Source organism: Achromobacter sp. DMS1 (genome assembly GCF_001270295.1).
This window is the reverse complement of record NZ_LHSJ01000016.1, coordinates 1-23,164: the sequence shown is the minus strand read 5'-3', so window position 1 is coordinate 23,164 and position 23,164 is coordinate 1. Positions and strand designations below refer to the sequence as shown.

The 23,164-nt window shown below is 68.3% G+C and carries 17 protein-coding genes and 4 pseudogenes; 9 read left to right on the top strand and 12 right to left on the bottom strand.

All coding sequences use genetic code 11. From position 1 onward, the window contains the following. Nucleotides 1-13 precede the first annotated feature (13 nt). The 6 genes and pseudogenes from AD428_RS03495 to AD428_RS03470 form a co-directional block, all read right to left on the bottom strand. On the bottom strand, nucleotides 14-862 hold the full coding sequence (locus AD428_RS03495) for a MurR/RpiR family transcriptional regulator (RefSeq protein WP_053244210.1): 849 nt from the start codon (nucleotides 860-862) through the stop codon (nucleotides 14-16). Between the two features lie 177 nt (nucleotides 863-1,039). Next, a complete protein-coding gene (locus AD428_RS03490) occupies nucleotides 1,040-2,707 on the bottom strand; it encodes a long-chain-fatty-acid--CoA ligase (protein WP_053244209.1) in 1,668 nt (555 codons plus the stop codon). Nucleotides 2,708-2,744: 37 nt separating this feature from the next. After that, nucleotides 2,745-3,898, bottom strand: a pseudogene (locus AD428_RS03485) (acyl-CoA dehydrogenase family protein). 14 nt (nucleotides 3,899-3,912) lie between these two features. Continuing rightward, complete coding sequence (locus AD428_RS03480) at nucleotides 3,913-4,737, bottom strand: SDR family NAD(P)-dependent oxidoreductase (protein WP_152967975.1); 825 nt, start codon at nucleotides 4,735-4,737, stop codon at nucleotides 3,913-3,915. Between the two features lie 60 nt (nucleotides 4,738-4,797). Further along, nucleotides 4,798-5,982 (bottom strand): lipid-transfer protein, encoded by a 1,185-nt coding sequence (locus AD428_RS03475; protein WP_053244207.1) that lies wholly within the window; start codon nucleotides 5,980-5,982, stop codon nucleotides 4,798-4,800. 113 nt (nucleotides 5,983-6,095) lie between these two features. Continuing rightward, nucleotides 6,096-7,169 carry an AraC family transcriptional regulator gene (locus AD428_RS03470; RefSeq protein ID WP_053244206.1) on the bottom strand — a complete coding sequence of 358 codons (1,074 nt, stop codon included), beginning with the start codon at nucleotides 7,167-7,169 and terminating at the stop codon, nucleotides 6,096-6,098. Nucleotides 7,170-7,321: 152 nt separating this feature from the next. Between AD428_RS03470 and AD428_RS03465 the strand changes: the two genes are divergently transcribed. Then, nucleotides 7,322-8,485, top strand: a complete 1,164-nt coding sequence (locus AD428_RS03465) for a CaiB/BaiF CoA transferase family protein (protein WP_053244205.1) — start codon at nucleotides 7,322-7,324, stop codon at nucleotides 8,483-8,485. A 226-nt stretch (nucleotides 8,486-8,711) separates the two neighbouring features. Then, nucleotides 8,712-9,533, top strand: coding sequence for a tripartite tricarboxylate transporter substrate binding protein (locus tag AD428_RS03460; protein WP_235489014.1), 822 nt, complete (start codon nucleotides 8,712-8,714; stop codon nucleotides 9,531-9,533). 19 nt (nucleotides 9,534-9,552) lie between these two features. Here AD428_RS03460 and AD428_RS03455 read toward each other — a convergent pair whose 3' ends face one another. From AD428_RS03455 to AD428_RS03445, 3 genes are all read right to left on the bottom strand, one after another. Next, entirely contained in the window at nucleotides 9,553-9,870 is a 318-nt protein-coding gene (locus AD428_RS03455; RefSeq protein ID WP_200907984.1) for a cupin domain-containing protein, read from the bottom strand. A 99-nt stretch (nucleotides 9,871-9,969) separates the two neighbouring features. Next, entirely contained in the window at nucleotides 9,970-11,562 is a 1,593-nt protein-coding gene (locus AD428_RS03450) for a GMC family oxidoreductase (RefSeq protein ID WP_053244203.1), read from the bottom strand. Then, nucleotides 11,559-12,380: a shikimate dehydrogenase family protein gene (locus AD428_RS03445; RefSeq protein ID WP_053244202.1), complete on the bottom strand. Its 822-nt coding sequence runs from the start codon at nucleotides 12,378-12,380 to the stop codon at nucleotides 11,559-11,561. The genes AD428_RS03450 and AD428_RS03445 overlap by 4 nt, the downstream gene beginning before the upstream one ends. 206 nt (nucleotides 12,381-12,586) lie before the next feature. Here AD428_RS03445 and AD428_RS03440 point away from each other — a divergent pair, with 206 nt between their 5' ends. Continuing rightward, nucleotides 12,587-13,294, top strand: coding sequence for a GntR family transcriptional regulator (locus tag AD428_RS03440; protein WP_053244201.1), 708 nt, complete (start codon nucleotides 12,587-12,589; stop codon nucleotides 13,292-13,294). Between the two features lie 41 nt (nucleotides 13,295-13,335). Continuing rightward, the gene (locus tag AD428_RS03435; RefSeq protein ID WP_235488999.1) at nucleotides 13,336-14,370 is read left to right on the top strand and encodes a glycerol dehydrogenase; all 1,035 of its coding nucleotides are present in this window, start codon (nucleotides 13,336-13,338) and stop codon (nucleotides 14,368-14,370) included. Nucleotides 14,371-14,422: 52 nt separating this feature from the next. On the opposite strand, the gene AD428_RS03430 is transcribed toward AD428_RS03435, so the two are convergent. The 3 genes and pseudogenes from AD428_RS03430 to AD428_RS03420 all read right to left on the bottom strand — a co-directional run bounded on the left by AD428_RS03430 (nucleotide 14,423) and on the right by AD428_RS03420 (nucleotide 17,085). Beyond that, nucleotides 14,423-15,358 (bottom strand): 3-keto-5-aminohexanoate cleavage protein, encoded by a 936-nt coding sequence (locus tag AD428_RS03430; RefSeq protein WP_053244200.1) that lies wholly within the window; start codon nucleotides 15,356-15,358, stop codon nucleotides 14,423-14,425. After that, complete coding sequence (locus AD428_RS03425; RefSeq protein ID WP_053244199.1) at nucleotides 15,351-16,304, bottom strand: 3-hydroxyacyl-CoA dehydrogenase; 954 nt, start codon at nucleotides 16,302-16,304, stop codon at nucleotides 15,351-15,353. The genes AD428_RS03430 and AD428_RS03425 overlap by 8 nt, the downstream gene beginning before the upstream one ends. Beyond that, nucleotides 16,304-17,085, bottom strand: a pseudogene (locus AD428_RS03420) (SDR family oxidoreductase). Before AD428_RS03420 ends, AD428_RS03425 begins: the two are co-directional and overlap by 1 nt. A 311-nt stretch (nucleotides 17,086-17,396) precedes the next feature. Between AD428_RS03420 and AD428_RS03415 the strand changes: the two are divergent. From AD428_RS03415 to AD428_RS03395, 5 genes and pseudogenes are all read left to right on the top strand, one after another. Next, nucleotides 17,397-18,595, top strand: a pseudogene (locus tag AD428_RS03415) (ABC transporter substrate-binding protein). A gap of 122 nt (nucleotides 18,596-18,717) precedes the next feature. Further along, nucleotides 18,718-19,584, top strand: a complete 867-nt coding sequence (locus AD428_RS03410; RefSeq protein WP_053244198.1) for a branched-chain amino acid ABC transporter permease — start codon at nucleotides 18,718-18,720, stop codon at nucleotides 19,582-19,584. Between the two features lie 22 nt (nucleotides 19,585-19,606). Beyond that, nucleotides 19,607-21,388, top strand: coding sequence for a branched-chain amino acid ABC transporter ATP-binding protein/permease (locus AD428_RS03405; protein ID WP_053244197.1), 1,782 nt, complete (start codon nucleotides 19,607-19,609; stop codon nucleotides 21,386-21,388). After that, nucleotides 21,381-22,085 carry an ABC transporter ATP-binding protein gene (locus AD428_RS03400; protein ID WP_053244196.1) on the top strand — a complete coding sequence of 235 codons (705 nt, stop codon included), beginning with the start codon at nucleotides 21,381-21,383 and terminating at the stop codon, nucleotides 22,083-22,085. Before AD428_RS03405 ends, AD428_RS03400 begins: the two co-directional genes overlap by 8 nt. A gap of 14 nt (nucleotides 22,086-22,099) precedes the next feature. Continuing rightward, a pseudogene (locus AD428_RS03395) lies at nucleotides 22,100-23,097 on the top strand (NAD(P)H-quinone oxidoreductase). Nucleotides 23,098-23,164 lie beyond the last annotated feature (67 nt).

Below are 23,164 nucleotides of genomic sequence, written 5' to 3'. Positions count from 1 at the left end.
GGTTGCGATGGTTTCAACGCTGCAGATCGCCGTACAGATCATGCAGCCGCTCGATATTGGCCAGGCGCTGGCGCGCCGCGCCGCCCAGCGCGCGAGCCAGCGCCGAGCAGATATGGTTGAGCAGGCTCAGGGCCGCCACATAGGAATCGAAAACCGCCGAGCCGGTGTTCACGCAGCGCAGCGCCACGTCGGCGCGCGCGGGCAGCTCGGTGGCGGTGGGATCCGTCATGACCACCACCTTGGCGCCCACGCGGTTGGCGTGCTCCACGATGGGTTTGAGCAAGGTGACGCGGCGGCGGAAATCCATGACGAGAAGCACGTCGCCCTTGGCCAGGTCGGCCATGTCTTCGGCCAGGTTCAGCCCGGCTCCCGGCGCGAGCGAGACGCCGTCGCGCAATTGCGTCAGCAGGGCCCAGGCATATTGCGCCAGCACCCGGCCGTTGCGAAAGCCTGCGATCCACACGCGCCGCGCGCCGGCCAGCAACGACACCGCCAGGTCCACGTCGGCGCTGTCCAGCCGCTCGAAGGTCTGGGCCAGATTGCGCAGGTCGTTGGCCAGATGCGCCGCGAGCGCATCGCCGGAAGCATCCGGCGGGCGCACCCCGGCCAGCTCGTACAGCGGCGAGCCGCGGCCGGCCTCGTCCCGGGCCTGCGCGCGCACCTCGTTGAAGTTCTCATAGCCCAACCGCCGGAAAAACCGCCCGGCGGTCGCCTTGGACACGCCCGCCTTCTGCGCCAGCTCGGCGCCCGAGTAGGCGGCGATATTGCCCAGGCACTCCAGCGTGGCGCGCGCCAGCCGCTGCTCGCTTTCCGTGAAGGAGTCCTGCAAGGCCAGGATGCGTTCCTGCAAAGTCGATGTCATGGACGCGGTTTTATGAAACTTTGATTTCATCAATATATTTTCCTGAAACTTTAGTGTCAACACGATTTGCGTAACAGCGTATCCCGCCGGCGGGCATAAAAAAAATGCGCCCGCATCGCGGGCGCTCGAATGCGCCTGGAGCCAGGCGCACAGACCGGCAGTCCGCCGCGCGGCTCGTCACGGGCTGCGGCCCGCCTCCTCCTGCAGTTGACGCCACAGGATCTTGCCCGTATTCGATTTGGGCAGCGACTCGACGAACTCGACGATGCGCGGAACCTTATAGGCGGCCATGCGTTGCCGCGCCCAGGCGATGACGGCCGCTTCGCTGGTCTGCTCGCCGGCCTGCGGCCGCAGCACGAGCAGCGCCTTGACCGTCTCGCCGCGGCAGGAGTCCGGCACGCCGATCACGCAAGCCTCGTGCACGGCGGGATGCTCGTACAGCGCGTTTTCGACTTCGGCGGGCCAGACCTTGTAGCCCGAGGCGTTGATCATGCGCTTGAGGCGGTCGGTCACGAAGAAGTACCCGTCTTCGTCCACCCGCCCCAGGTCGCCGGTGCGGAAATAGCGCCGGCCCTCCAGGCTGACGAACGCCTCCTGGTCGGCTTGCGGCTGCCGCCAGTAGCCCAGCATGACCTGGCTGCCGCGCGTGACCAGTTCGCCGACTTCGCCGTCCGGCAGCTCCTGCAGTGTGCCGGGGTCGATCACGCGGGTGTCCACGCCGAAGGTGGGCACGCCGATGCACTGGCGCTTGCCGCGCGCCAGCGGATTGCAGTGCAGGAATGCCGCGGTTTCGGTCAGGCCGTATGCCTCGTTGAAGACGATGCCGTAGCGGTCGGCCAGCATGGCATGCACGGCTTGCGGCATCGGCGCGCCGCCGCCGCACAGCAGCGCCAGGCTGGACAGATCGAAGCCGCCGATGCCGGGCTGCGCGAAGAAGTCCACCACCATGGCGGGCGCGGCCGACCAGACGCTGACGCGCCGCTCGGCCATCAGCCTGGCTGCCGCCTCACGGTCCCAGCGCGGCAGCACCACCACGGTCGCACCCAACAGAATGGGCAGGTTCATGCAGTTCTGCATGCCCAGCATATGGAACATGGGCGCCACGCCCAGGATGACGGATTCGGCGTGCAGGCCACGCCACAACTGCGACCCGGCCAGCGCCGCGCCCAGCGTGGCGTGCGTGTGGCGGCAGCCCTTGGGCCGGCCGGTGGTGCCGGAGGTGTAGGGCAGCAGGCAGAGATCGTCCGCCTGGGCGCGGGCGGGCTCCGGCTGCGCGCCCACGGCGAGCGCGCCGTACCAGGGCACGGCATCGGGCAGTCCGGTGTCCTGGCGAGGCGCGCGGATCCAGTCCGGCGGCTCGTGATCCGTGCGTGCGCCGTCCAGATAATCCGAATAGGTGTGGACGATCACGCGCTCCAGCCGCCCGTCCGCGGCGAATCCGGCGAGCCGCGGGCACAGCTCCTGGCTGGCGAAGGCCACGCGCGCGCCGCTGTCTTCCAGGTAGTGCGCCAGTTCGTCGGGCGTGCTCATGGCATTGACCGGAACCGCCACCGCGTCGGCGCGCAGGATGGCGTAGAAGGCAATGACGAACTGCGGGCAGTTCTGGCTGAAGAGCAGCACGCGGTCGCCGCGCCCCACGCCGGCGCACCGCTGCAGATACCCCGCGAGCGCGTCCGCCTCGCGCTTGAGCCGGGCGTAGCTCACCTCGGCGTCGTAGAACACGATGGCGGCCTTGTCGGGATAGCGCGCCGCCGAAACCTCCAGGTTGAAATACAGGGTCGTCCGGGGCGCCGGGATTTCCCGGGGCAACCCCTTGGGCCAGAACGCGTAGTGCGATTGCCGCATGTCTCCTCCGTGTCCGGGGCGCAACGCGCGCGGCGGCTCAGGCCGCCATGCCGCGCGCGATGATCTCTTTCATGATCTCGTTCGATCCGCCATAGATCTTGCCCACGCGCGCGTCGGCGTACATGCGCGCGATGGGGTACTCCAGCATGTAGCCGTAGCCGCCGTGCAATTGCAGGCACTCGTCGATGACCTGGCAGTTCATCTGGGTAACCCACCACTTCGCCATGGCCGCGGTAGGCAGGTCCAGCGTGCCCGCCAGCTGGCGGGCGATGCAGTCGTCGACGAAGCGCGCGGCGACAGTGGCCACGGTTTCGCATTCCGCCAGCTTGAACCGCGTGTTCTGCAGCGCCATGAGCGGCTGGCCGAACACTTCCCGGCTGCCGCGTAGGCCACGGTTTCGTCGATGGCGCGCCGCATGGTCGCCGCGGCGCCCACGGCGATCAGCAGGCGCTCGCGCGGCAATTGCTGCATCAGCTGGCCGAAGCCGCGCCCTTCTTCGCCGCCCAGCAGGTTGCCGGCGGGCACTCTTGCGCCGTCGAAGAACAGCTCGGCGGTGTCCTGGCTCTTCTGGCCCAGCTTCTCCAGCAGGCGGCCGCGGCGAAAGCCCGGCAGATCGCGCGTCTCGACCATCAGCAGCGACACGCCGCGCGCCCCGGCCGAAGGATCGGTCTTGGCGACCACGCAGATCAGGTCCGCGTGCAGGCCGTTGGTGATGAAGGTCTTGGAGCCGTTAAGCACATAGTCGCCGCCGTCGCGCATGGCGGTGGTGCGCACGCTCTTGAGGTCGGACCCCGCGCCCGGCTCGCTCATGGCGATGGCGCCCACCAGCTCGCCCGTCGCCATGCGGGGCAGCCAGCGCCGCTTCTGGTCCTGGGTGCCGTAGTTCAGGATGTAGTGCGCCAGGATCGCGCTGTGCACGTTGTTGCTGAATCCGTGCACCATGGCGCGCGCCTGCTCGGAGGCCACGATGGCCTCGTGCGCGAAGTTGCCTCCGCCGCCGCCATAGGCTTCGGGGATGCTGACGCACAGCAGGCCCAGGCTGCCTGCGCGCCGCCAGACATCGCGGTCGGCGTGCTGCTGCTTGCGCCACTTTTCCTCGTGCGGTGCGAACTCCTTCTCGAAAAGGCGGCGGATGGAATCCTGGAAAAGCCGCAGGTCGGCGTCCATCCAGGCGGGGCTCGGCGTGTCCATGGGTCCTCCCGCGATCAAGGCCGGCCGCCGCCCACGACCAGGACCTGGCCGCTGACGTAGTTCGATTCGGGCAGGCAGAATAGATAGACCGCGCCCGCCGCCTCGGCCGGCGTGCCGGCGCGGCCGATGGGAACGAGGCGTTCGGCGTTCTTCAGCACCTCCGGATTCACCCCCACCTTGATCCGCCGCCCGGCAATGTCGAGCGAGGCATCGTCGTCCGCGGCCGACTCGGTGAGGCGGGTGCGGATCAGGCCGAAGGCCACGCTGTTCACGTTGACCTTGTAGCGCCCCCATTCCTTCGCCAGGGCGCGGGTCAGGCCGTTAACGCCCGCCTTGGCGGCCGCGTAGTTGGCCTGGCCCGCATTGCCCATGACGCCCGAGGTGGACGAGATGTTCACCACCTTGCGGAATACCTCCCTGCCCTGCGCCGCCTCGGTCTTGGCCGCCTCGCGGATGAACCCCGAGGCCGCCCGCAGAATGCGGAAGGGCGCGGTCAGGTGCACGGCGAGCATGGCGTCCCATTGTTCGTCGCTCATTTTCTGGATCACGTTGTCCCAGGTGTAGCCGGCGTTGTTCACGATGATGTCCAGGCCGCCGTATGCCTCGATGGCGGTATCCACGTACCGCTGCGCGAAATCCGCCTCGATCACGCTGCCCGCGCATACGCAGGCCTGTCCTCCCGCGCCGCGGATCAGCGCGGCGGTTTCCTCGGCCGGCCCGTCATCGAGGTCGTTGACCACCACGCGCGCGCCTTCCCCGGCCAGCTTCAGCGCGATCTCCCGCCCGATGCCCCGTCCCGATCCCGACACCAGCGCCACTTTTCCATCCAGCGTACCCATGGCTTCTGTCTCCTTTGTTCCGTTCATGGCCCGCCCCGGCCGCGCCGGCGCGGTCTTGCTTCAGGCGGCCTGGTACAGCGTGACCACGCACGCGCCGCCCAGCCCGAGGTTGTGCTGCAGCGCCAGCCTGGCGCCTTCCACCTGGCGCAGGTCGGCCTGGCCGCGCAATTGCCACACCAGCTCGGCGCACTGGGCCAGGCCGGTCGCGCCCAGCGGATGCCCCTTGGAAAGCAGCCCGCCGGAGGGGTTGGTCACCACCTGGCCGCCATAGGTGTTGCCGCCTTCGAGAATGAATTTCTCCGCCGTGCCTTCCGGCGTGAGGCGCAGTCCCTCATATGTGAGCAGCTCGTTGGCGGTGAAGCAGTCGTGCAGCTCCACCACATCGATGTCGGCCGGGTCCACCCCCGATGCCTCGAATACCTGGTCGGCCGCGGCGCGGGTCATGTCGTACCCCACGAGCTTGCGCATGTCTGCCGACTCGAACGCCGGCGCGGTGTCGGTGGTCATGGATTGCGCGGCGATGCGCACCGCGGGCGCGATGCCGCGCCGGCGCGCGAAATCCTCGGAGCACAGCAACGCGGCCGCCGCGCCGCAGGTCGGCGGGCAGCATTGCAGGCGGGTCAGCGGCTCGAAGATCATGGGCGAAGCCAGCACTTCCTCCAGCGTCACGGTCTGGCGGAACACCGCATACGGATTGCGCGCCGCATGCTGCCGGGCCTTGACCGAAATGCGCGCGAACGTGTCGGGCCGGATGCCGTGCTGCTTCATGTAGTCGCGTCCCGCACCGCCGAAGAACTGCGCCGCGCGCGGCCTGTCGGCATCGTAGCCCTGGATGGCGCGCATCGATTCGATGAAGCCCGCCAGCGGCGACGGCCGGTCTTCGTACATGCTTTTCAGGGCCCCGGGCGACATCTGCTCGAAGCCCAGCGCCAGCGCGCAATCGACGGCCCCGCTCTGAACGGCCTGGCGCGCCAGGAAAAGCGCCGAGGAGCCGCTGGCGCAATTGTTGTTGACGTTGAAGACCGGAATGCCGGTCAGGCCCAGGCCGTACACCGCCGCCTGCCCGCAAGTCGAGTCGCCGTACACGTAGGCCGCATAGGCCTGCTGCACATCGCCGTACGGCACGCCGGCGTCGTCCAGCGCCGCGCGGGCCGCGCGCGCGCCCATGGCCGGATAGGGCTCGCTTGCCCCGGGCTTGCTGAACGGAATCATGCCGACGCCGGCCACGAGTACGTTCCGATTCATGTTTGCCTCTCCTGTGGTGTGAAACCGCCTCGGCGCCGGCGCCCGTTGCGGGCGGCCGCGGCCGGTGGGCACAGCTTCGCGCCGCGCGGCCCGGCGGGCAATGGCCGCAGGCGTCAAACGCATTGGCGGAAAGTGTCATGCGCATCCGGCTGCGGATTGCGCATGCGGCTGCGGCGGTATTCGCCGGGCGCCACGCCGGTCCATTTCTTGAAGGCCCGGTTGAAGGTGCTGCACTCCGAGAAGCCGAGGCGCTCGGCGATGTCCACCAGCGACAGTTCCGGACGGCCCAGGTACTCGATGGCCGCATCGCGGCGCAGATCGTCTTTCAGCGCCTGGAAGCCCTGCCCTTCCTCGCGCAGGCGGCGGCGCAGCGTCTGCGGCGTCATGGCTAGCTGCGCGCTGATGCGCGCAAGCGAAGGCAGCTCGCCCGAAAGGTCGTTGCGCAGCAAGCGCCGGATGCGCTCGGTGAGCGTGGTGCGGTCCTGGAACTTCACCAACAGGTCGAACGGCGCATTGGCGAGAAACTCGCGCAGGCTCCGCGCGTCCTGCACCACGGGCAGGTCCAGCCAGCGCGCCTGCAGCCTGAGCCCGGTTTCGGGCTGGCCGTAGCGCACCGGCGCGTAGAAGAGGCGATGCGCGTCGGCGCTGCGCTCGCCGTTGCGGTAGTCCACGCCCAGGATGGGAATGCGGCGCGCGGCCAGCCAGTTCGCCACTCCCAGCGTGAAGAAAAGAAAGGTGCGCTCGCCGTACCAGCGCGCCGGGCCGGGCGCGGCGCGCGTGTCCAGAACGATGCGCGCCAGCCCGTCCGAGACGCAGAGCCGGGCCGTGAAATCGGGCAGCAGGCCGTGATAGAGGCGGAAGGCCGCGCGCAGGGCGCGTCCGATGCAAGGCTCGCGTTGCGCGACGCCGCAGGCCAGCGCGAACGCGCCCAGGGGAACGGGGCGCGTGCCCAGGCCCATGAAGTCGTCGCGGGTGGCCAGGCGCAACCGGCGCAGGATGCGCGCGAACTGCGCCTGCGACACCCGCGCCATGGGCGACTGCAGCAGGGCCGGCGACACCTCCGCCCGTTCCAGCACGTGGTTCACGTCCACGCCCCGGCTGCGCGCGCCGTGCAGGATCTGCGCCAGGTGGCCGATTGCAATGGTGTGGTGCGTCATCACGATCTCCCGCGACCCGTTGGCGGCCATGGTAGCCAATGCCCGCGCCGGGCGAAACGGCGGCGGTGAGCATTCCCGCCAAGCCGAATCAACGATTTCGCCATTGGTCGGCCGCGGCCCCGCATCTAGACTGGCTCGAACCCGCCCTGTGCGGCCCCCTTCGTATTTGCGGGAGCCCCTCTTTGGATACGCCGAACACCGCGCCGCTCGCCGGCGTGCGGATCCTGGATCTTTCCAGGCTGCTGCCCGGCCCGCTGGCCGCGCAGTATCTCGCGGACCTGGGCGCCGACGTCGTCAAGATCGAAGACACGCAGGCCGGCGACTACGCGCCCCCGGCCCTGCGCGCCGCCTGCAACCGCAACAAACGCGGCGTGCGGCTGGACCTGAAGCAGCCGGACGGCAGGAAGGCGCTGGCTGCGCTGGCGCGCGGCGCGGACGTGCTGATCGAAAGCTTCCGCCCGGGCGTGGCCGCCCGCCTGGGCGCCGACTACGCCACGCTCGCGGCGGAGAATCCGCGCCTGGTGTATTGCAGCATCAGCGGCTACGGCCAGGACGGCCCGCGCAGCGGAGAAGCCGGGCACGACCTCAATTACGCCTCGTGCACGGGCGTGGCGGAGCAGATGGCCGGCGCATCGGGCGAGCCCGCGCTGTCGAATCTGCCGGTGGCCGACGTGCTGGGCGGATCGCTGACCGCCGTCATGGGCGTGCTCGCCGCCCTGTTCGATGCCCGGCGCACCGGAATCGGTCGCCATGTGGACATCGCCATCGCCGACGGCTTGCTGGCCGGCAACGTGGTGTCGCTGGCCACGCTGAACGCCAGCGGCGGCACCCGCCCCCCGGGCACCGACGCGCTGTCGGGCGGGCTGGCGTGCTATGGCCAGTACCGCACCCGCGATGGCCGCTGGCTGGCCGTGGCCGCGCTGGAGCCCAAATTCTGGGAGGCGCTGTGCCGCCGGCTGGAGCGCCCCGACCTGCTGGCCGGCCATCGCGATCCCGCACGCCAGCCGGCACTGCGGGCCGCACTGGCCGCCATCATCGGTTCCCGTCCGCTGGCCCACTGGGCATCCCTTTTCGAGGGAACGGACTGCTGCGTCTCTCCGGTGCTGACCCTGGCCGAGAGCCTGGCGCAGCCGCAGGTGGTGGCGCGCGGGATGCTGCGCCGCACCGAGCATCCCCGCCACGGCGCGGTCCTTCATATCGCCTGCCCCGTCAAGATGTCGGGATTCGAATTCGCCATCCGCCGCCAGGCCCCCGAGCCGGGTGAGCATACCGAACAGGTTCTGCGCGAGGCGGGCTATCCGCCCGCCGAAATCGCCAGCCTGGCCGCGCGCGGCATCGCCCTGTAGGGACATGCAGGCGCCGCGCGTCAATTCCCACCAAGACAAGGACGGAGACACCCATGACGCAACCCTTCCATCGCCCGCCGTCGCCCAGACGCCGCTCGCTGCTCAAACTCGGCCTGGGCCTGCCCGCCGCCCTCGCCCTGCCGCAGGCGTCGCGCGCCGCCGGCTTTCCCGAGCGACCGGTGACGCTCATCGTGCCTTTTCCCGCCGGCGCGCAACCGATACGCAGATGCGCGCGCTGTCGGTCGCGGCCGCGCGCGAACTGGGACAGCCCGTCGTCGTCGCCAACCGTCCCGGCGCGGGCGGGACACTGGGCCCGGCCGCCATGGCGCATTCCGCCGCGCCCGACGGCTATACGGTTTCGGTGGTGGTGGGCACGCTGTTCCGCTACCCTTTTCTGCAGCCGGTCAACTACGATCCGCTGCGCGACTTCACCTATATCGCCTGCATGACCGCCTATTCGTATGGCATCGTGGTGCGCCAGGACGCTCCCTGGAACTCGCTGGCCGACCTGATCGCCGACGCCCGCGCGCGTCCCGATGCGATCAGCTACGGCGGAACCGGAGCGGGCGGGTCCGGGCGCATCGCCATCGAGCGCCTGTCGCGCCTGACGGGCGCGCGCTTCAACTTCATCCCGTTCAAGGGCGCGGCCGAGGAAACCACCGCGCTGCTGGGCGGGCACATCCAGATGGTGGCCGACGCGGGCTGGGGGCCGATGATAGACACCGGCAAGGCGCGGCTGCTGGCGGTGATCGCCCGCGAGCGGGCCCGCCGCGTGCCGCGGGCGCCCACGCTGGTCGAGCTGGGCTACGACATCGTCGCCTCCAACCCGGTAGGCATCGCCGGCCCCAGGGGCATGGATCCCGCTGTCGTGAAAACGCTGCAGACGGCGTTTCATCGCGCGTCGCGCGACCCGGAATACAACCGCGCGCTGGACAACGCCGACCAGCCCCACATGCTGATGGACAGCGAAGCCTACACAGCGTTTGCCGTGCGCCAGGTCGCCGAGGAAAAGAAGTTCGTGGCCGAGCTGGGCCTGCGTGCGCAGTAGGATCCGGGTCGCCCTGGGGCTACCGCCGCGCGATGAAGTAGATCTTGCGCACGGAGCGGTCCACTTCCCAGCGGCCGGTGTAGCCGTCCGGCATGACGAAGGCGGAGCCGGGCCTCAGTTCGTGCACGGTGCCGTCCGGGTCCACCAGCCGGGCTTCGCCGGCGACGATGTAGCCGAACTCGATGTAGCCCGCGGTATTGGCCTGGAAGCTGCCGGCCGAGCTTTCCCAGACGCCGGCCTCGGCCTTGCCGCCATGGCCCTCGAAGGCGGTAACGGCAAGGAAAGCGGCGTCGCCCGAAATGGGGCGGCGCGGCTTTCCGGGCTCGGCGTTCTGCATTTGCGTGGGGTCGATGCGCACCAGGCGCGAAGAGTCGTGGTTCAAGGCGGCTCCCTGGAAAATGACGAAAATGCCCGGCCAGCATCATAGCCGCGGCGTTCAGCCCGCGTCTTCCAGGATCATCTCCGCGCCGCGCTCGGCCACCATCATGACGGCGGCCTGGGTATTGCCCGACACCATCCTGGGCATGACCGAGGCGTCGACCACGCGCAGGCCCTCCAGGCCATGGACCCGCAGCCGCGGGTCGGTCACGGCGGCCGGGTCGGCGCCCATGCGGCAGGTGCCGATGGGGTGGTAGATGGTCTGGCCGTTGCGCCGCGCGAAATCCAGCCATTGCTCGTCGGTCTGGACCTCCATGCCCGGACTGGTCTCGGACGCGATGTAGGGCCGCAAGGCGGGCTGCCCGACGATGTGGCGCGCCATCCGCATGCCGCCGATGAGACTGTCGCGGTCGACCTGGGCGGACAGGAAGTTGGGCCGGATGACCGGCGCCGCCATGGGATCGGCCGACCGGATGTGGATGCTGCCTGCGGATTCGGGGCGAAGCTGGGCCACGCCCAGGGTCATGCCGGGGTGGCGGTCCAGGATGCGCTCGGCGGCGTTGGCGTAGCTGGCGTGCACGAAGAAATACTGCACGTCGGCCGCCGGCAGCCCCGGCGAACTCTTCACGAAGCTGTGCACCAGGCCCGTGCCCAGCGTGAGGATGCCCTTGCGGCGCAGGTAGTAGCGCGCCACCTGGCGCGCCAGGCGCCAGCCGCGCGACATCTCGTTGAGGGTGACGGCGCCTTTGACCCGCCAGTTCATGCGGGTGGCGAAGTGGTCGATGTAATTCTCGCCCACGCCGGGCCGCGCATGCACGATCGCGATGCCATGCGCGCGCAAGCGGTCGGGGTCGCCCACGCCGGAAAGCTCCAGCAATTGCGGCGACTGCACCGCGCCCAGGCAGACCAGGGTTTCGCGGCCCGCGCGCACGACGTGCTCCTCGCCGTTCTTGCGGTAGGCCACGCCCACGCAGCGCCTGCCCTCGAACACGAGCCGGGTGACGTGCGCGCCGCATTCGATCTTGAGATTGGCGCGCCCCGAGGCGGGCCTGAGGTAGCCGTCCACCACGCTCCAGCGCCGGCCATGGCGCTGCAGCACCTGGTAATAGCCCACCCCTTCCTGTACGCCGCTGTTGTAATCGGGGTTCCAGGGCAGGCCGGCCTGCTGCGCGGCCTGCACATAGGCATCCGAAACCGGAAAGCGCTCCGAAACCTCTTCCAGGTACATGGGCCCCTGCTTGCCCCGGGTTTCGTCGCCAGCCTCGTAGTTCTCGATCTTGCGGAATACGCGCTCCACGCTGCGAAAGCCCCAGCCCGCGGCGCCCGCCGCCTCCCAGGCGTCGTAGTCGGAGGGCAGGCCGCGCACGTAGATCATGCCGTTGATGAGGGACGATCCTCCCAGGCCCTTGCCGCGCGGCACGGAAATCACGCGGCCCAGCGTGTTGTCTTCGGGCTCGGTGGCGAAGCGCCAGTTGTATTCCGGATTGACCAGCAGCTTGGAGAAGCCCGCCGGAATCGAGATCCACATGCTGCGGGCCTCGTGGCCGGCCTCCAGCATCAGGACCCGGTGCCGGCCGCTCGCGCTCAGGCGGTTGGCCAGGATGCAGCCGGCGGTGCCCCCGCCGGCGATGATGAAATCGAAGTCGCTCATCTCGCGGTTCCGGAAGCGTCGCGCGGCTTCACGCCCATGGTTTCCGCCATCAGCGCGATCTGGCAGGCCAGCATGGGAGCGCCATAGTGGATGCGGCAGCCGCGCGCCTGGGCGGCGCGCAGCAGCGGCGTGTCCTGCGGCTGCATGATGACTTCGCATACGATCTGGTCGGGTGCCAGGCGGCTGGCGTCCAGCGGCAGCGGATCGTTTTCCTTCATGCCCAGCGAGGTGCCATTGACGACCAGGTCGTGCCCGGCAGGATCGGGGCCGCCGATGTCAATGCGCGCCTGCGGATGCAGCGACAGGATGCGGGCCTTCAGGTCTTCGGCCTTGGCCGTGGTGCGGTTGGCGATGGTGAGCCGCGACACGCCCGCCTGCGCCAGCGCGAAGCCGATGGCGTTGGCCGCGCCTCCGGCGCCGGCCAGATAGGCGCTCTTGCCGGCGGGATCGATGCCCGCCTCGCGCAGGCCGCGCACGAAACCCTCGCCGTCCAGCATGTCCGCCACCAGGCGGCCGTCCGGTTTGCGCCGCACCACGTTGGCCGCGCCGATTTTCTGCGCCACCGGCGACACCTCGTCCACCAGCGCCAGGATGGCGGACTTGTGCGGCATGGTGACGACGAAGCCGCCCAGGTTTTCCAGCGCCCGCAGGCCGGCCACCACCGCCGCCAGGTTGTCGGGCCGCGCATGCAACGGCACGCACACGCCGTCGAAACCGATGCGCGCGAAATGCTCGTTCAGGCGCTGGGGCGTTTTCACGTGATAGATGGGATCGGCCAGGATGCCGAACAGCCGGGTGTTGCCGCTGATTTCCTTCATGAGTGGATGCTCCTCTTTATCTTGCGACAGGGCAGGATATCGCGCGCCGCGCGGCCCTGGCTTTTCGTCCGAAACCGGGCCCGCCGTTTCCGGCGCCGCCGTTTTCTCCAATAATATATGATATATAATATATATTCATCGCTTCGCCCAGGCTACGACGGGCTAGAATCCGTTCCCGGACTCCCTACCCGCCAGCCTTTACCGCCATGCCCAGTCTCAAACCGGTCAAGAAAGAGAACCTGTCCGTCAGGGTCTACAACGAAATCCGCAACGCCCTCATCAACGGGCAGTACGAGCCCGGCGAGCGCCTCATCATCGGCGAACTGGCCCAGGAAATGGGCGTGTCCATCACGCCCGTGCGCGAGGCCATCTTCCGCCTCATCAGCGAACAGGGGCTGGAAATGCAGGCCGCCACCGCGGTGTACGTGCCCTACGTCAACTCCGAGAAGCTGCGCGAAATCCAGCAGATCCGCTTCCACCTCGAAGGCATGGGCGCGGCCGAGGCCGCCAAGAACATCACGCGCAAGCAGCTCGACAACCTGATCGCGCTGCAGCAGGAATTCATTTCCTGCACGTCCACCGACCCCAAGCGCGCCAGCTACCTCAACCGCAAGTTTCATTTCGCCATCCTGGAAGCCAGCAACAAGCCCATTTTGCGCAACACCGTGGAATCGTTCTGGGTCATTACCGGGCCCATCCTGAAGGTGTTCCACGTCAAGACCGCGGGGCTGGACTACTCCCAGGGGCAGCACCGCCACGAGGCCGTGCTGGAGGCGTTGGCCGCGCGCGATTCCGAGGCCGCCGCCAAGGCCATCCAGGCCGATCTGGTATGGGGCGGCAAGATCATGATCGACTGGCTGGTGGAGCGCGAAAAAGAACTCGACTACCGCCCGCCAGGCGCACGCAACAAATAGGGAGCAAGCATGCTGAAGATCTTCGGCGCCCGGGCCGCTATGTGCAGGGCCCCGGCGCGCTGGAATCGCTGGGCGATTACGCGGCGCTGTTCGGCCCCCGCGCCGCGCTGGTCATCGACCGCCACGTGCACGGCATGCTGGGCCCGAAGATCGAAAGCCTCTGCGCGTCGCGGCAGGTGGGCCTGACGCCTCTCTTCGTGGAAGGCGACCTCACGCCGGACCAGGTGCAATCGCTGCGCGCGCAGGCCGCGCGGGCGGCGCCCGACATGGTGATCGCCGTGGGCGGCGGCAAGGCGCTGGACGCGGGCAAGGCGGTGGCCAAGTCGGTGCACCGCCATCTGCTCACCGTGCCCACGGTGGCATCCAACGACGCGCCCACCAGCAAGAACTACGTGCTCTACGACGCGCATCACCAGCTCCTCGCCGTCGAGCACATGCTGTTCAATCCCACCATCGTGCTGGTGGACACGGCGGTCATCGCCACCGCGCCGGCGCATTTCTTCCGCGCCGGCCTGGGCGACGCCGTTTCCAAGAAGTTCGAGGCCGGGCAATGCGCGCGCAACGGCGGGCTCAATATGTACGACGCGGCGCCGCCGCTCACGGCGCAATGCATTGCCGACGGCTGCCTGCGCGTACTGCTGGCCGATGGGGCGGCGGCCCTGGACGCGGCCGGCACCGGCCGGCCCACGCCCGCCTTCGAGCGGGTGGTGGAAGCCATGATCCTCATGAGCGGACTCGGGTTCGAAAGCGGCGGCCTGTCCATCGCCCACGCCCTTACGCGCGGCCTGCCGCGCATTCCCGGCGTGGCCGCCGCGCTGCACGGGCTGCAGGTGGCGCTGGGCCTGCTGGTACAGCTCGATCTGGAACGGCGCGACGACGACATGCTGCAAACCCTCACGCAGTGGTACGGGGCCGTCGGCCTGCCGCGCAGCCTGCGTGAGCTGGGCGCCCAGCCTTTCGACGACGGGGTGCTCGAAACCGCGGCCAGCCTCACGCTCAAGGCCCGCCACGCCGCCAATTTCGACCGGCGGCTGACGGTCGCCGAGCTGGCCAACGCCCTGCGGCGCCGCGCCTGAGCCGGCCGCGCCTGAGCCGGCCGCGCCTAAGCCGGCCGCGCCTGCCCCCTTTTCAGAACGCCACGTTGTCCTTGCCTTTCAGGCCCAGCTTGGCGCGGGCCTCGTCCGGCGTCGCCACCTCCAGGTTGAGCGCCTCGATGATGCTGCGAATGCGTTCGACCTGCACGCGGTTCGACTCCGCGAGCTGGCCGGGGCCGATCCACAGCGAGTCCTCCAGCCCCACGCGCACGTTGGACCCCATGGCCGCGCCGATGGTCGCCAGCGGCATCTGGTTGCGCCCCGCTCCCAGGATGGACCACTCGTATTCCGAGCCGAACAGGCGATCGGCCGTACGCTTCATGTGCATCAGGTCTTCCGGGTGCGGGCCGATGCCGCCCAGGATGCCGAACACCGACTGAATGAAGGGCGGCGACTTCACCAGGCCGCGGTCGACGAAGTGCGCCAGGTTGTACAGGTGGCTGATGTCGTAGCACTCGAACTCGAAGCGGGTGCCGTTGGCGTTGCCCAGCGCGAGAATCGACTCGATGTCCTGGTAGGTGTTGCGGAAGATCAGCGAGCGGCTGTTCTCCAGGTGCTCGCGCTCCCAGTCGTGCTTGAACTCCTTGAAGCGGTTCAGCATGGGGAAGAGGCCAAAGTTCATCGACCCCATGTTGAGCGAGGCCAGCTCCGGCTTGAAGGTGGTGGCCGGGCGCATGCGTTCTTCCACCGTCATGTGCGGACTGCCGCCGGTGGTGATGTTGATGACGGCGTCGGTTTCGCTCTTGATGCGCTCCAGGAACGGCTTGAACAGCGCCGGGTCTTGCGAGGGCTTGCCCGTCTGCGGATCGCGCGCGTGCAGGTGCAGCACGGCCGCGCCGGCCCGGGCCGCGCCGATGGCCGCCTCGGCGATCTCGTCGGCCGTCACCGGCAGGTGCGGCGACATGCTGGGCGTGTGGATCGCGCCCGTCACGGCGCAAGTGATGATGACCTTCTGTCTGGCTTTAGCCATTCTCGTCTCCGTTGCTTTGTTTGTGGCGCATCAGGCGCATGAGTTTTTCGTCGCGCCAGAAGCGGCGCCGGGCCAGGTCTTCCTCGGGCAGCAGCGCGCGGCGTTCGCGCGCCAGGGTCTGGACGAGCTCGCCCTCCCAGGGCACGCACTCGCCCTGCGACGCGCCGATACCGCGGTACAGCCCGCCGTAGCGTTCGCAGTAATCGGCGATGCCGCCCGGTGCGTTGAGGTCTATGGTTTCGAACGGCCCCATGAAAGACCAGCGCAGGCCCAGGCCGTCCTTGACCGTGGTGTCGATGTCTTCGGCGCTCGCGATGCCCGCGCCGGCGAGCCGGAAGGCTTCGTGCAGCAGCGCGCCCTGCAGGCGGTTGAGAATGAAGCCCTCGATTTCGCGGCGCAGGGTCACGGGCTTCTGGCCGATGGCGCGCATGATGTCGGCGGCGCGCGCCACGGCCCGCGGATCGGTCCATGGCGCGGGGCAGATCTCCACCACGGGGATCAGGTAGGGCGGATTCACCGGATGCGCCACCAGGCAGCGGCCGCGCCCGGCCAGGTGCCCGGTGAAGGCGCTGGCCGGAATGCTGGACGTGGAGCTGCCGATCACGGCGTCGGGATCGGCCTCGGCGTCCAGGCGGGAGAAAAGCTCGCGCTTGACTTCCACCTTTTCGGGGGAGTTCTCCTGCACGTAGGCCGCCCCGCGCAATGCGGCCCGCAGGGTGGCGGCCACGCCTACCCGCGCTCCGGCGGCGCGGGCGTCGTCCACCATGCCCTGCGCCTCGAGCTCGCCCAGCTGCCGCAGCACGAGTTCGCGCGCCCGCTCGGCGGCGCCGTCGGCGGGGTCGTACAGCCGCGCCTCCCAGCCCATGCGGGCGAATACGATGGCCCAGCCCTGGCCGATCAGGCCGCAACCGATGATGGCGGCGCACGGCCGCTGCCCGGCGCCCATCAGCAGAGCTTCTGCGTGAAGCCGTCGACCACGATGGCCTGCCCGCTCACGCTGCGCGCGGCCTCGCTGGCGTTGAACAGCGCCATGTTGGCGATGTCGCGCGCCGTCACCATGCGGCCCAGCGCCGCCTGGTTTTCGTACTGGGCGGCGATTTCCTCGACCGGCCGGCCCAGGGTCGCCGCCTTGGCGGCGATGACCGCGCGGATGCGCGGCCCTTCCACCGCACCCGGCAGGATCGCATTGACGCGGATGCCGTGCGGCCCCAGCTCGATGGCCAGCGATTTCGTGAAACCGATGACCGCCCACTTGGAAGCCGAATACACAGAACGGCCGGCGAAACCGAGATGGCCGGCCGCCGACGACATATTGATCATGACGCCGCGCGGGACTGCTTGAGCATGGGAATGGCGCGGCGCGCGCACAGGAACTGGCCGGTGATGTTCACCGCCAGCGTGCGGTCCCAATCGGCCTTGCTCAGGGTTTCGACGAAACCCGTGGGGCCCGCAATGCCGGCATTATTGATGAGCACGTCCAGGCCGCCCAGGGTGTTCGAGACGGCTTCGAAAAGCGCGTCGACGCCGGCCTCGTCGGATACGTCGGCCTTCATGGCATGCACGCCGGGCAATTCAGCGGGCAGCGCGTCCAGGCGCTCCTGGTTGACGTCGCAGACGAATACCGAGGCGCCCGCATGCCGGAACACCTTGGCCATTTCCAGGCCCAACCCGTCGGCGCCGGCCGTGATGAGCACTTTTCTGCCGGTGAAATCCACTTCCTCGAACATGCGCGTGTCTCCTCGATTGTGGTGTATGGGCGCCGGCCAATCATATACGATATATGATAAAAATCGCGCCGCCATCGTCAAGCGAATGAATTTTCCGTCGTGTCGGCAAGCCGTGAAATACATGCCTCACAGGTCTGCCCGCTGCGCGCTAAGGCTTTATTCATGCGGCTTGAGGGAAATCCCCGATTCGGCCCGCAAGCCCCGCCACTAGAATCCAATTCGAGGTTTCGTACCCCGCCAGGCCATATATCATATATTTCCAAAAACAGACGGACCAGAGTCCGCACACCAATCACAAAGGAGCGTAGACAGTGTTCAAGTTCAACAAACTTGCTTTGGCGCTGGGGATGTGCGGCGCATTGGCGGCCGGTTCGGCCGCGCCGACGTAAAGGTGGGCGCCCTCTTTCCGTTCAGCGGAGCGCTGGCGCTGCTGGGCCAGGAGAGCTACCGGGGCCTGGAGCTGGCGGTCAACGAAATCAACGCCGCGGGCGGCATCAACGGGGAGAAGATCGAAATCGTCAAAGCCGACGCGGTGGATCCCACCCAGGCCGTGTCGGAAACCAAGCGGCTCATTTCGTCCAATGTGGCGGCGGTGTTCGGCAGCTATGCCTCCGGTATTTCCTATGCGGCCTCCCCCGTCACCGAACTGGCCGGCGTGCCCTATTTCGAGCTGGGCGCCACCGCGCACAAGATCACCACGCGCGGCTATAAGTACCTGTTCCGCAGCAACCCCAACACCGGCCTGTACGGCGTGGCCGTGGTGAACGCGCTGCACGACATGATCGCGCCGGGCATGGGCCTGGATCCCAAGGACATCCGCATCGGCATCATCCACGAAGACGGCCCTTACGGCACCGATGTGGCGGCCACCGAGAAAAAGCGCGCCGAAGAGCTTGGCTACACCGTGGCCGAAGTCCTGCCCTACTCCGCCAAGACGGTGGACCTGTCCTCGCTCATCCTGCGCCTGAAAGGGTCCAAGGTGAACGTGGTGCTGCAGACCGCCTACCAGAACGACGCCATCCTGTATTTCCGCCAGGCGCGCTCGTCCGGCTTCAAGCCCAAGGTCGTGGTGGGCGCGGGCGGCGGCTACTCGCTGGCGGATACGGCCAAGGCCGTGGGCGCCGACATGAACGGGGTGTTCGACCTGGACTTCCCGCAGGCTTCCATCAACCCCGCCGGCGCGCCCGGGCTGGACAAGTTCCTGCAGGCCTACAAGACCGCCTACAAGTCCGATCCGCAATCGGGCCACAGCCTCACCAACTACGTGGGCGCCAAGGCTTTTTTCGAAGCCATGGCCAACGCCAAGTCCACCGACAAGGACAAGATCCGCGCGGCCGTGCTCGCCTACAAGAAGCCCGCCGGCCAGACTGCCAACGGCTGGGGCTTCGACTTCGGGGAAGACGGCCAGAACAACGCCTCCACCTTCTACGTGATGCAGTGGCAGGACGGCAAGCTGGTCACCATCGCCCCTGAGAACCTCGCGCTCGGCAAGCCCGTCTTCAACAAGTAGGCGCATTGCCGCATTGCCCGCGCCGGACGCTCGGGGGCGTCCGGCGCCGACCGGGGCATGCCGGAGCGGCCCGCCGCCCGCATGCCCCGCCCCGGGGCCTGTTCACATTAGAAGACTGCACCATGGATATCTTTATTCAACTGGTCATCAACGGCCTGTTGCTGGGCGGCGCCTACACCATCATCAGCCTGGGCCTGACGCTGATCTTCGGCGTCGTGCGCGTGGTGAATTTCGCGCACGGCGAGTTCCTGATGGTGGGGATGTACCTGGTCTACCTGATCGCCGCCCATTTCGGCGTCCATCCCTATGCCGGGCTGATCCCGGTTGCCGTCATCCTGTTCGCGCTGGGCGTGCTGACGCAGCGGGCGGTCATCCAGCCGCTGCTGCACGCGGACCAGCACATCCAGATCTTCGCCACCGTCGGCATCTCCACCATTCTGCTCAACCTCGCGCTGGTGGTGTTCGGCGCCAACGTCTTCCGGGCCCCGGCGGACCTGGGCACGGGCGCGATCGACGTGGGCCCGTACTCGATGGTGACCGGCCAGGTCATCACCTTCGTGGTCGGCATCGGACTCGCGGCGCTGCTGCACGTGTTCATGCACCGCACCTATCTGGGCCGCGCGCTGCGCGCCGTGGCCCAGCACCGCTACGCCGCCACGCTCATGGGCGTGAACGTCAACAGCGTCTATGCCATCGCCTTCGGCCTGGGCACCGCCTTCGTGGGCGTGGCCGCCGGGCTGCTGGCGCCGCAATACCCGGTGTTCCCCACAGTGGGCACGTATTTCGTGCTGACGGCCTTCGTAATCGTGGTGCTGGGCGGGCTGGGCAGCCTCTACGGCGCGGTGGCCGGCTCCATGATCATCGGCATCGTGGACACGCTGGCCGGCTACTACATCGCCCCCGACCTGAAAGAAGTCGTTTACTTCGGGATCTTCCTCTTGATCCTTGTCCTGCGTCCGACCGGCCTGTTCGGCGTCGGCACCGAGTGACCCGCACAACAAGGAGCCAGACGTGTTTCCCGATTTCCGACATCCCAAGACCTACGTCAGCCTCGTCCTGCTGATCGCGATGTTCCTCGTGCCCCTGGCCATGGGCACGCCTTTCTGGACCAACCTGTTCGTGCTGCTGTTCGTGTTCTCGGCGCTGTCCGTGGCCTGGAACGTCGTGGGCGGCTACGCGGGCCAGCTCTCGCTGGGCCATGCCGTGTTCTACGGCATCGGCGGCTACACGGCCACGCTGCTCACGCAGAACTTCGGCATCTCGCCGTGGTTCGGCATGATCGCGGGCGCGGCGATCTCCGCCGTGGTGGCCATCGTCATCAGCTACCCCACGCTGCGGCTGCGCGGGCCGTTTTTCGCGCTGGCCACCATCGCCATCCTCGAAGTGGTGCGCCTGCTCGTGATCCACGAGGAGAGCTGGACCGGCGGCTCCAGCGGCATCAGCCTGCCGCTGAATATCGGCTGGACGTGGATCGTGTTCCGCGAAAAGATCAACTACGTCATCATCGCCTTCGCGCTCTTCGTGCTGGTGACCTGGGTGTCGTGGTACATACGCAAGTCGCGCATGGGGCACTACCTGATCGCCATCCGCGAACGCGAAGACGCGGCCCTGGCGGTGGGCATACACACCGTACGCATGAAGATCGCCGCGGCGGTGGTGTCCGCCGTGCTCACCAGCATCGTCGGCGCCTTCCACATCACCTACCTGACCTTCGTCGATCCCAGCTCGGCCTTCTCGCTGGAGCTCTCGGTGCAGATCGCGATGTTCGCGCTGATCGGCGGCCTGGGCACGGTGGCCGGCCCCATCGCCGGCACCTTTCTCGTACTGCCCATCGCCGAGCTGGCGCGCGGCTGGCTGAGCAGCGTGGGCAACGGCATGCACGGGCTGATCTACGGGCTGATCCTGGTGATCGTGGTGCTGACCATTCCGCGCGGGCTTGCCGGCGCGTTCGGCCCGGCCATCGAGCGCTGGCTGGCCCGCCTGCCCTATCTCGGTTCGCGCAGGCCGGCGGCCGCGCTGGCCGACGTGCAGCCGCTGCGCCCGGCCGCCGCGGCCGGCAAGCCGGTGCTGAAGGCCGAAGGGCTGTTCAAGAGTTTCGGCGGCCTGCGCGCCACCGACAACGTATCCCTCACGCTGAACCAGAACGAGATCCTCGGGCTGATCGGGCCCAACGGCGCAGGCAAGACCACGGTGTTCAACCTGCTTTCCGGCTTTCTCTCGCCCGACAAGGGCGCGGTCAGCATGCTGGACGCCAGCGGCACCTGGGTGAGCTGCAAGTCGCCCGACCAGTTCGCGCACCGCGGCCTGGGCCGCACGTTCCAGATCGCCAAGCCGTTCACCGGCCTCTCGGTGCTGGAGAACATCATGCTGGGCGCCTTCATCCGCACCACCGACCGCGACGAGGCCGAGCAGATCGCGCTCAAGGTGGCCGAGCAGACCGACCTGACGAAGTACCTCAACGCCGAGGCCCGCAGCCTCACCGTGGGCGGCATGAAGCGCCTGGAGGTGGCGCGCGCCCTGGCGATCCGGCCGCGCATCCTGCTGCTGGACGAGGTGATGGCGGGCCTGAACCCCACCGACATCGAGAAATCCATCCAGATGATCCGGCGCATCCGCGATTCCGGCGTGTCGGTGCTGCTGATCGAGCACATGATGCAAGCCACCATGGCGCTGTCCGACCGCATCATCGTGCTCAACGAAGGCGCGGTGCTGGTCAGCGGCACGCCGCGGGAAGTGGTGGAGAACCCCGCCGTGATCGAAGCCTATTTGGGCAAGGAGTACCAGGATGCTTAAGGTATCGAACCTCTGCGCGGGCTACGGCAAGAGCCAGGTGCTGAACGGCCTGGACTTCGAGGTGCGCGCCGGCGAGATCGTGACGCTGATCGGCGCCAACGGCGCGGGCAAGACCACCACGCTCAAGACGCTGTGCGGCGTGATTCCGGCCACGGGCGGCACGGTGGAGTTCGAGGGGCGCGACCTCACCAACCGCAAGCCGTACGACATCGTGGACGCGGGCATCACCATGATTCCCGAGGGACGGCAGCTTTTTCCGCATTTCACGGTCAGGGACAACCTGCTGATGGGCGCGTACAAGCGCGCCGCCCGCCCGCAAGTCGAACGCAAGCTCGAAGAAGTGCTGGGTCTGTTTCCCCGCGTGAAGGAGCGCCTCAAACAATACGCCGGATCGCTGTCCGGCGGCGAACAGCAGATGGTGGCCATTGCTCGCGGCATGATGGCCGACCCCCGGCTGCTGGTCTTTGACGAACCCTCGCTGGGCCTGTCGCCGCTGCTGGTGCAGCAGATGTTCGAAACCATCCGCAACATCACCGGGCGCGGCATGACCGTGCTGCTGGTGGAGCAGAACGTGTTCCGCACGCTGCGGCTGGCCGACCGCGGCTACGTGCTGGAGAACGGCGCCATCGTGCGCAGCGGCACGGGCGCGGAGCTGCTGTCCGACCCTCACGTCAAGAAGGCCTATCTCGGCCACTGAATCCAAGGACGACCATGCCTGCCCGACGCTGCATATACATCGACCACGGCCAGGGCGGCGCGCCCGGCTGCATGCGCCTGGCCGAGCGCGACATGCCCGCGCCCACCGGGCGCCAGGTGCTGATCGAAGTCGCCTGCGCGGGCGTGAACCGCCCCGAGGTGCTGCAACGCGCCGGCGCCTACCCGCCCCCGCCCGGCGCCTCTCCCTACCTGGGCCTGGAGGTGTCGGGCACGGTGGCGGCCGCCGGCCCCGAAGCCCGTCAATGGAAGGTCGGCGACGCGGTCTGCGCGCTCACGCCGGGCGGCGGCTACGCGCAGTATTGCCTGGCCGACGAACGCCATTGCCTGCCGGTGCCGCGCGGACTGGACCTGCTGACGGCGGCCGCCATCCCCGAAAACTATTTCACGGTCTGGACCAATGTGTTCGACCGCGCCGGCCTGCGGGCGGGCGAGAAATTCCTGGTGCACGGCGGCTCCAGCGGCATCGGCCTGACCGCCATCCAGCTCGCGCGCGAGTTCGGCGCCGAAGTCTGGACCACGGTGGGAAATGCCGAAAAGGCGCAGGCCTGCCTGGAGGCGGGCGCGCAGCATGCGCTGATCTACCGCGACACCGATTACGAAAGCGCGATCCGCGACGCCACCGGCGGCAAGGGCGTGGACGTCATCCTGGACATGGTGGGCGGCGCCTACATCAACAAGAACCTGCGCCTGCTGGCCGTCAACGGGCGGCTGGTGCAGGTCGCGTTCCTGGAGGGCAGCAAGGCCGAGATCGACGCCATGCCCATCATGACCAAACGGCTGACGTTTACCGGCTCCACGCTGCGCCCGCGCCCGGACGAAGACAAGGCCGCCATCGCCGACGCGCTGCGCGCCAGGGTGCTGCCGCTGATGGAACAGGGCAAATGCCTGCCGCGGATCCATGCGGTGTTCCCGCTGGCCGAGGCGCGCGGGCCCACGAGCTCATGGAGAGCAGCCGCCACATCGGAAAAATCATGTTGAAGGTGAAAGAATGAACGCTCGTTTCACAGGCCAGACCGCGCTGGTGACCGGCGCGGCCGGCGGCATCGGCTCGGCCATCGC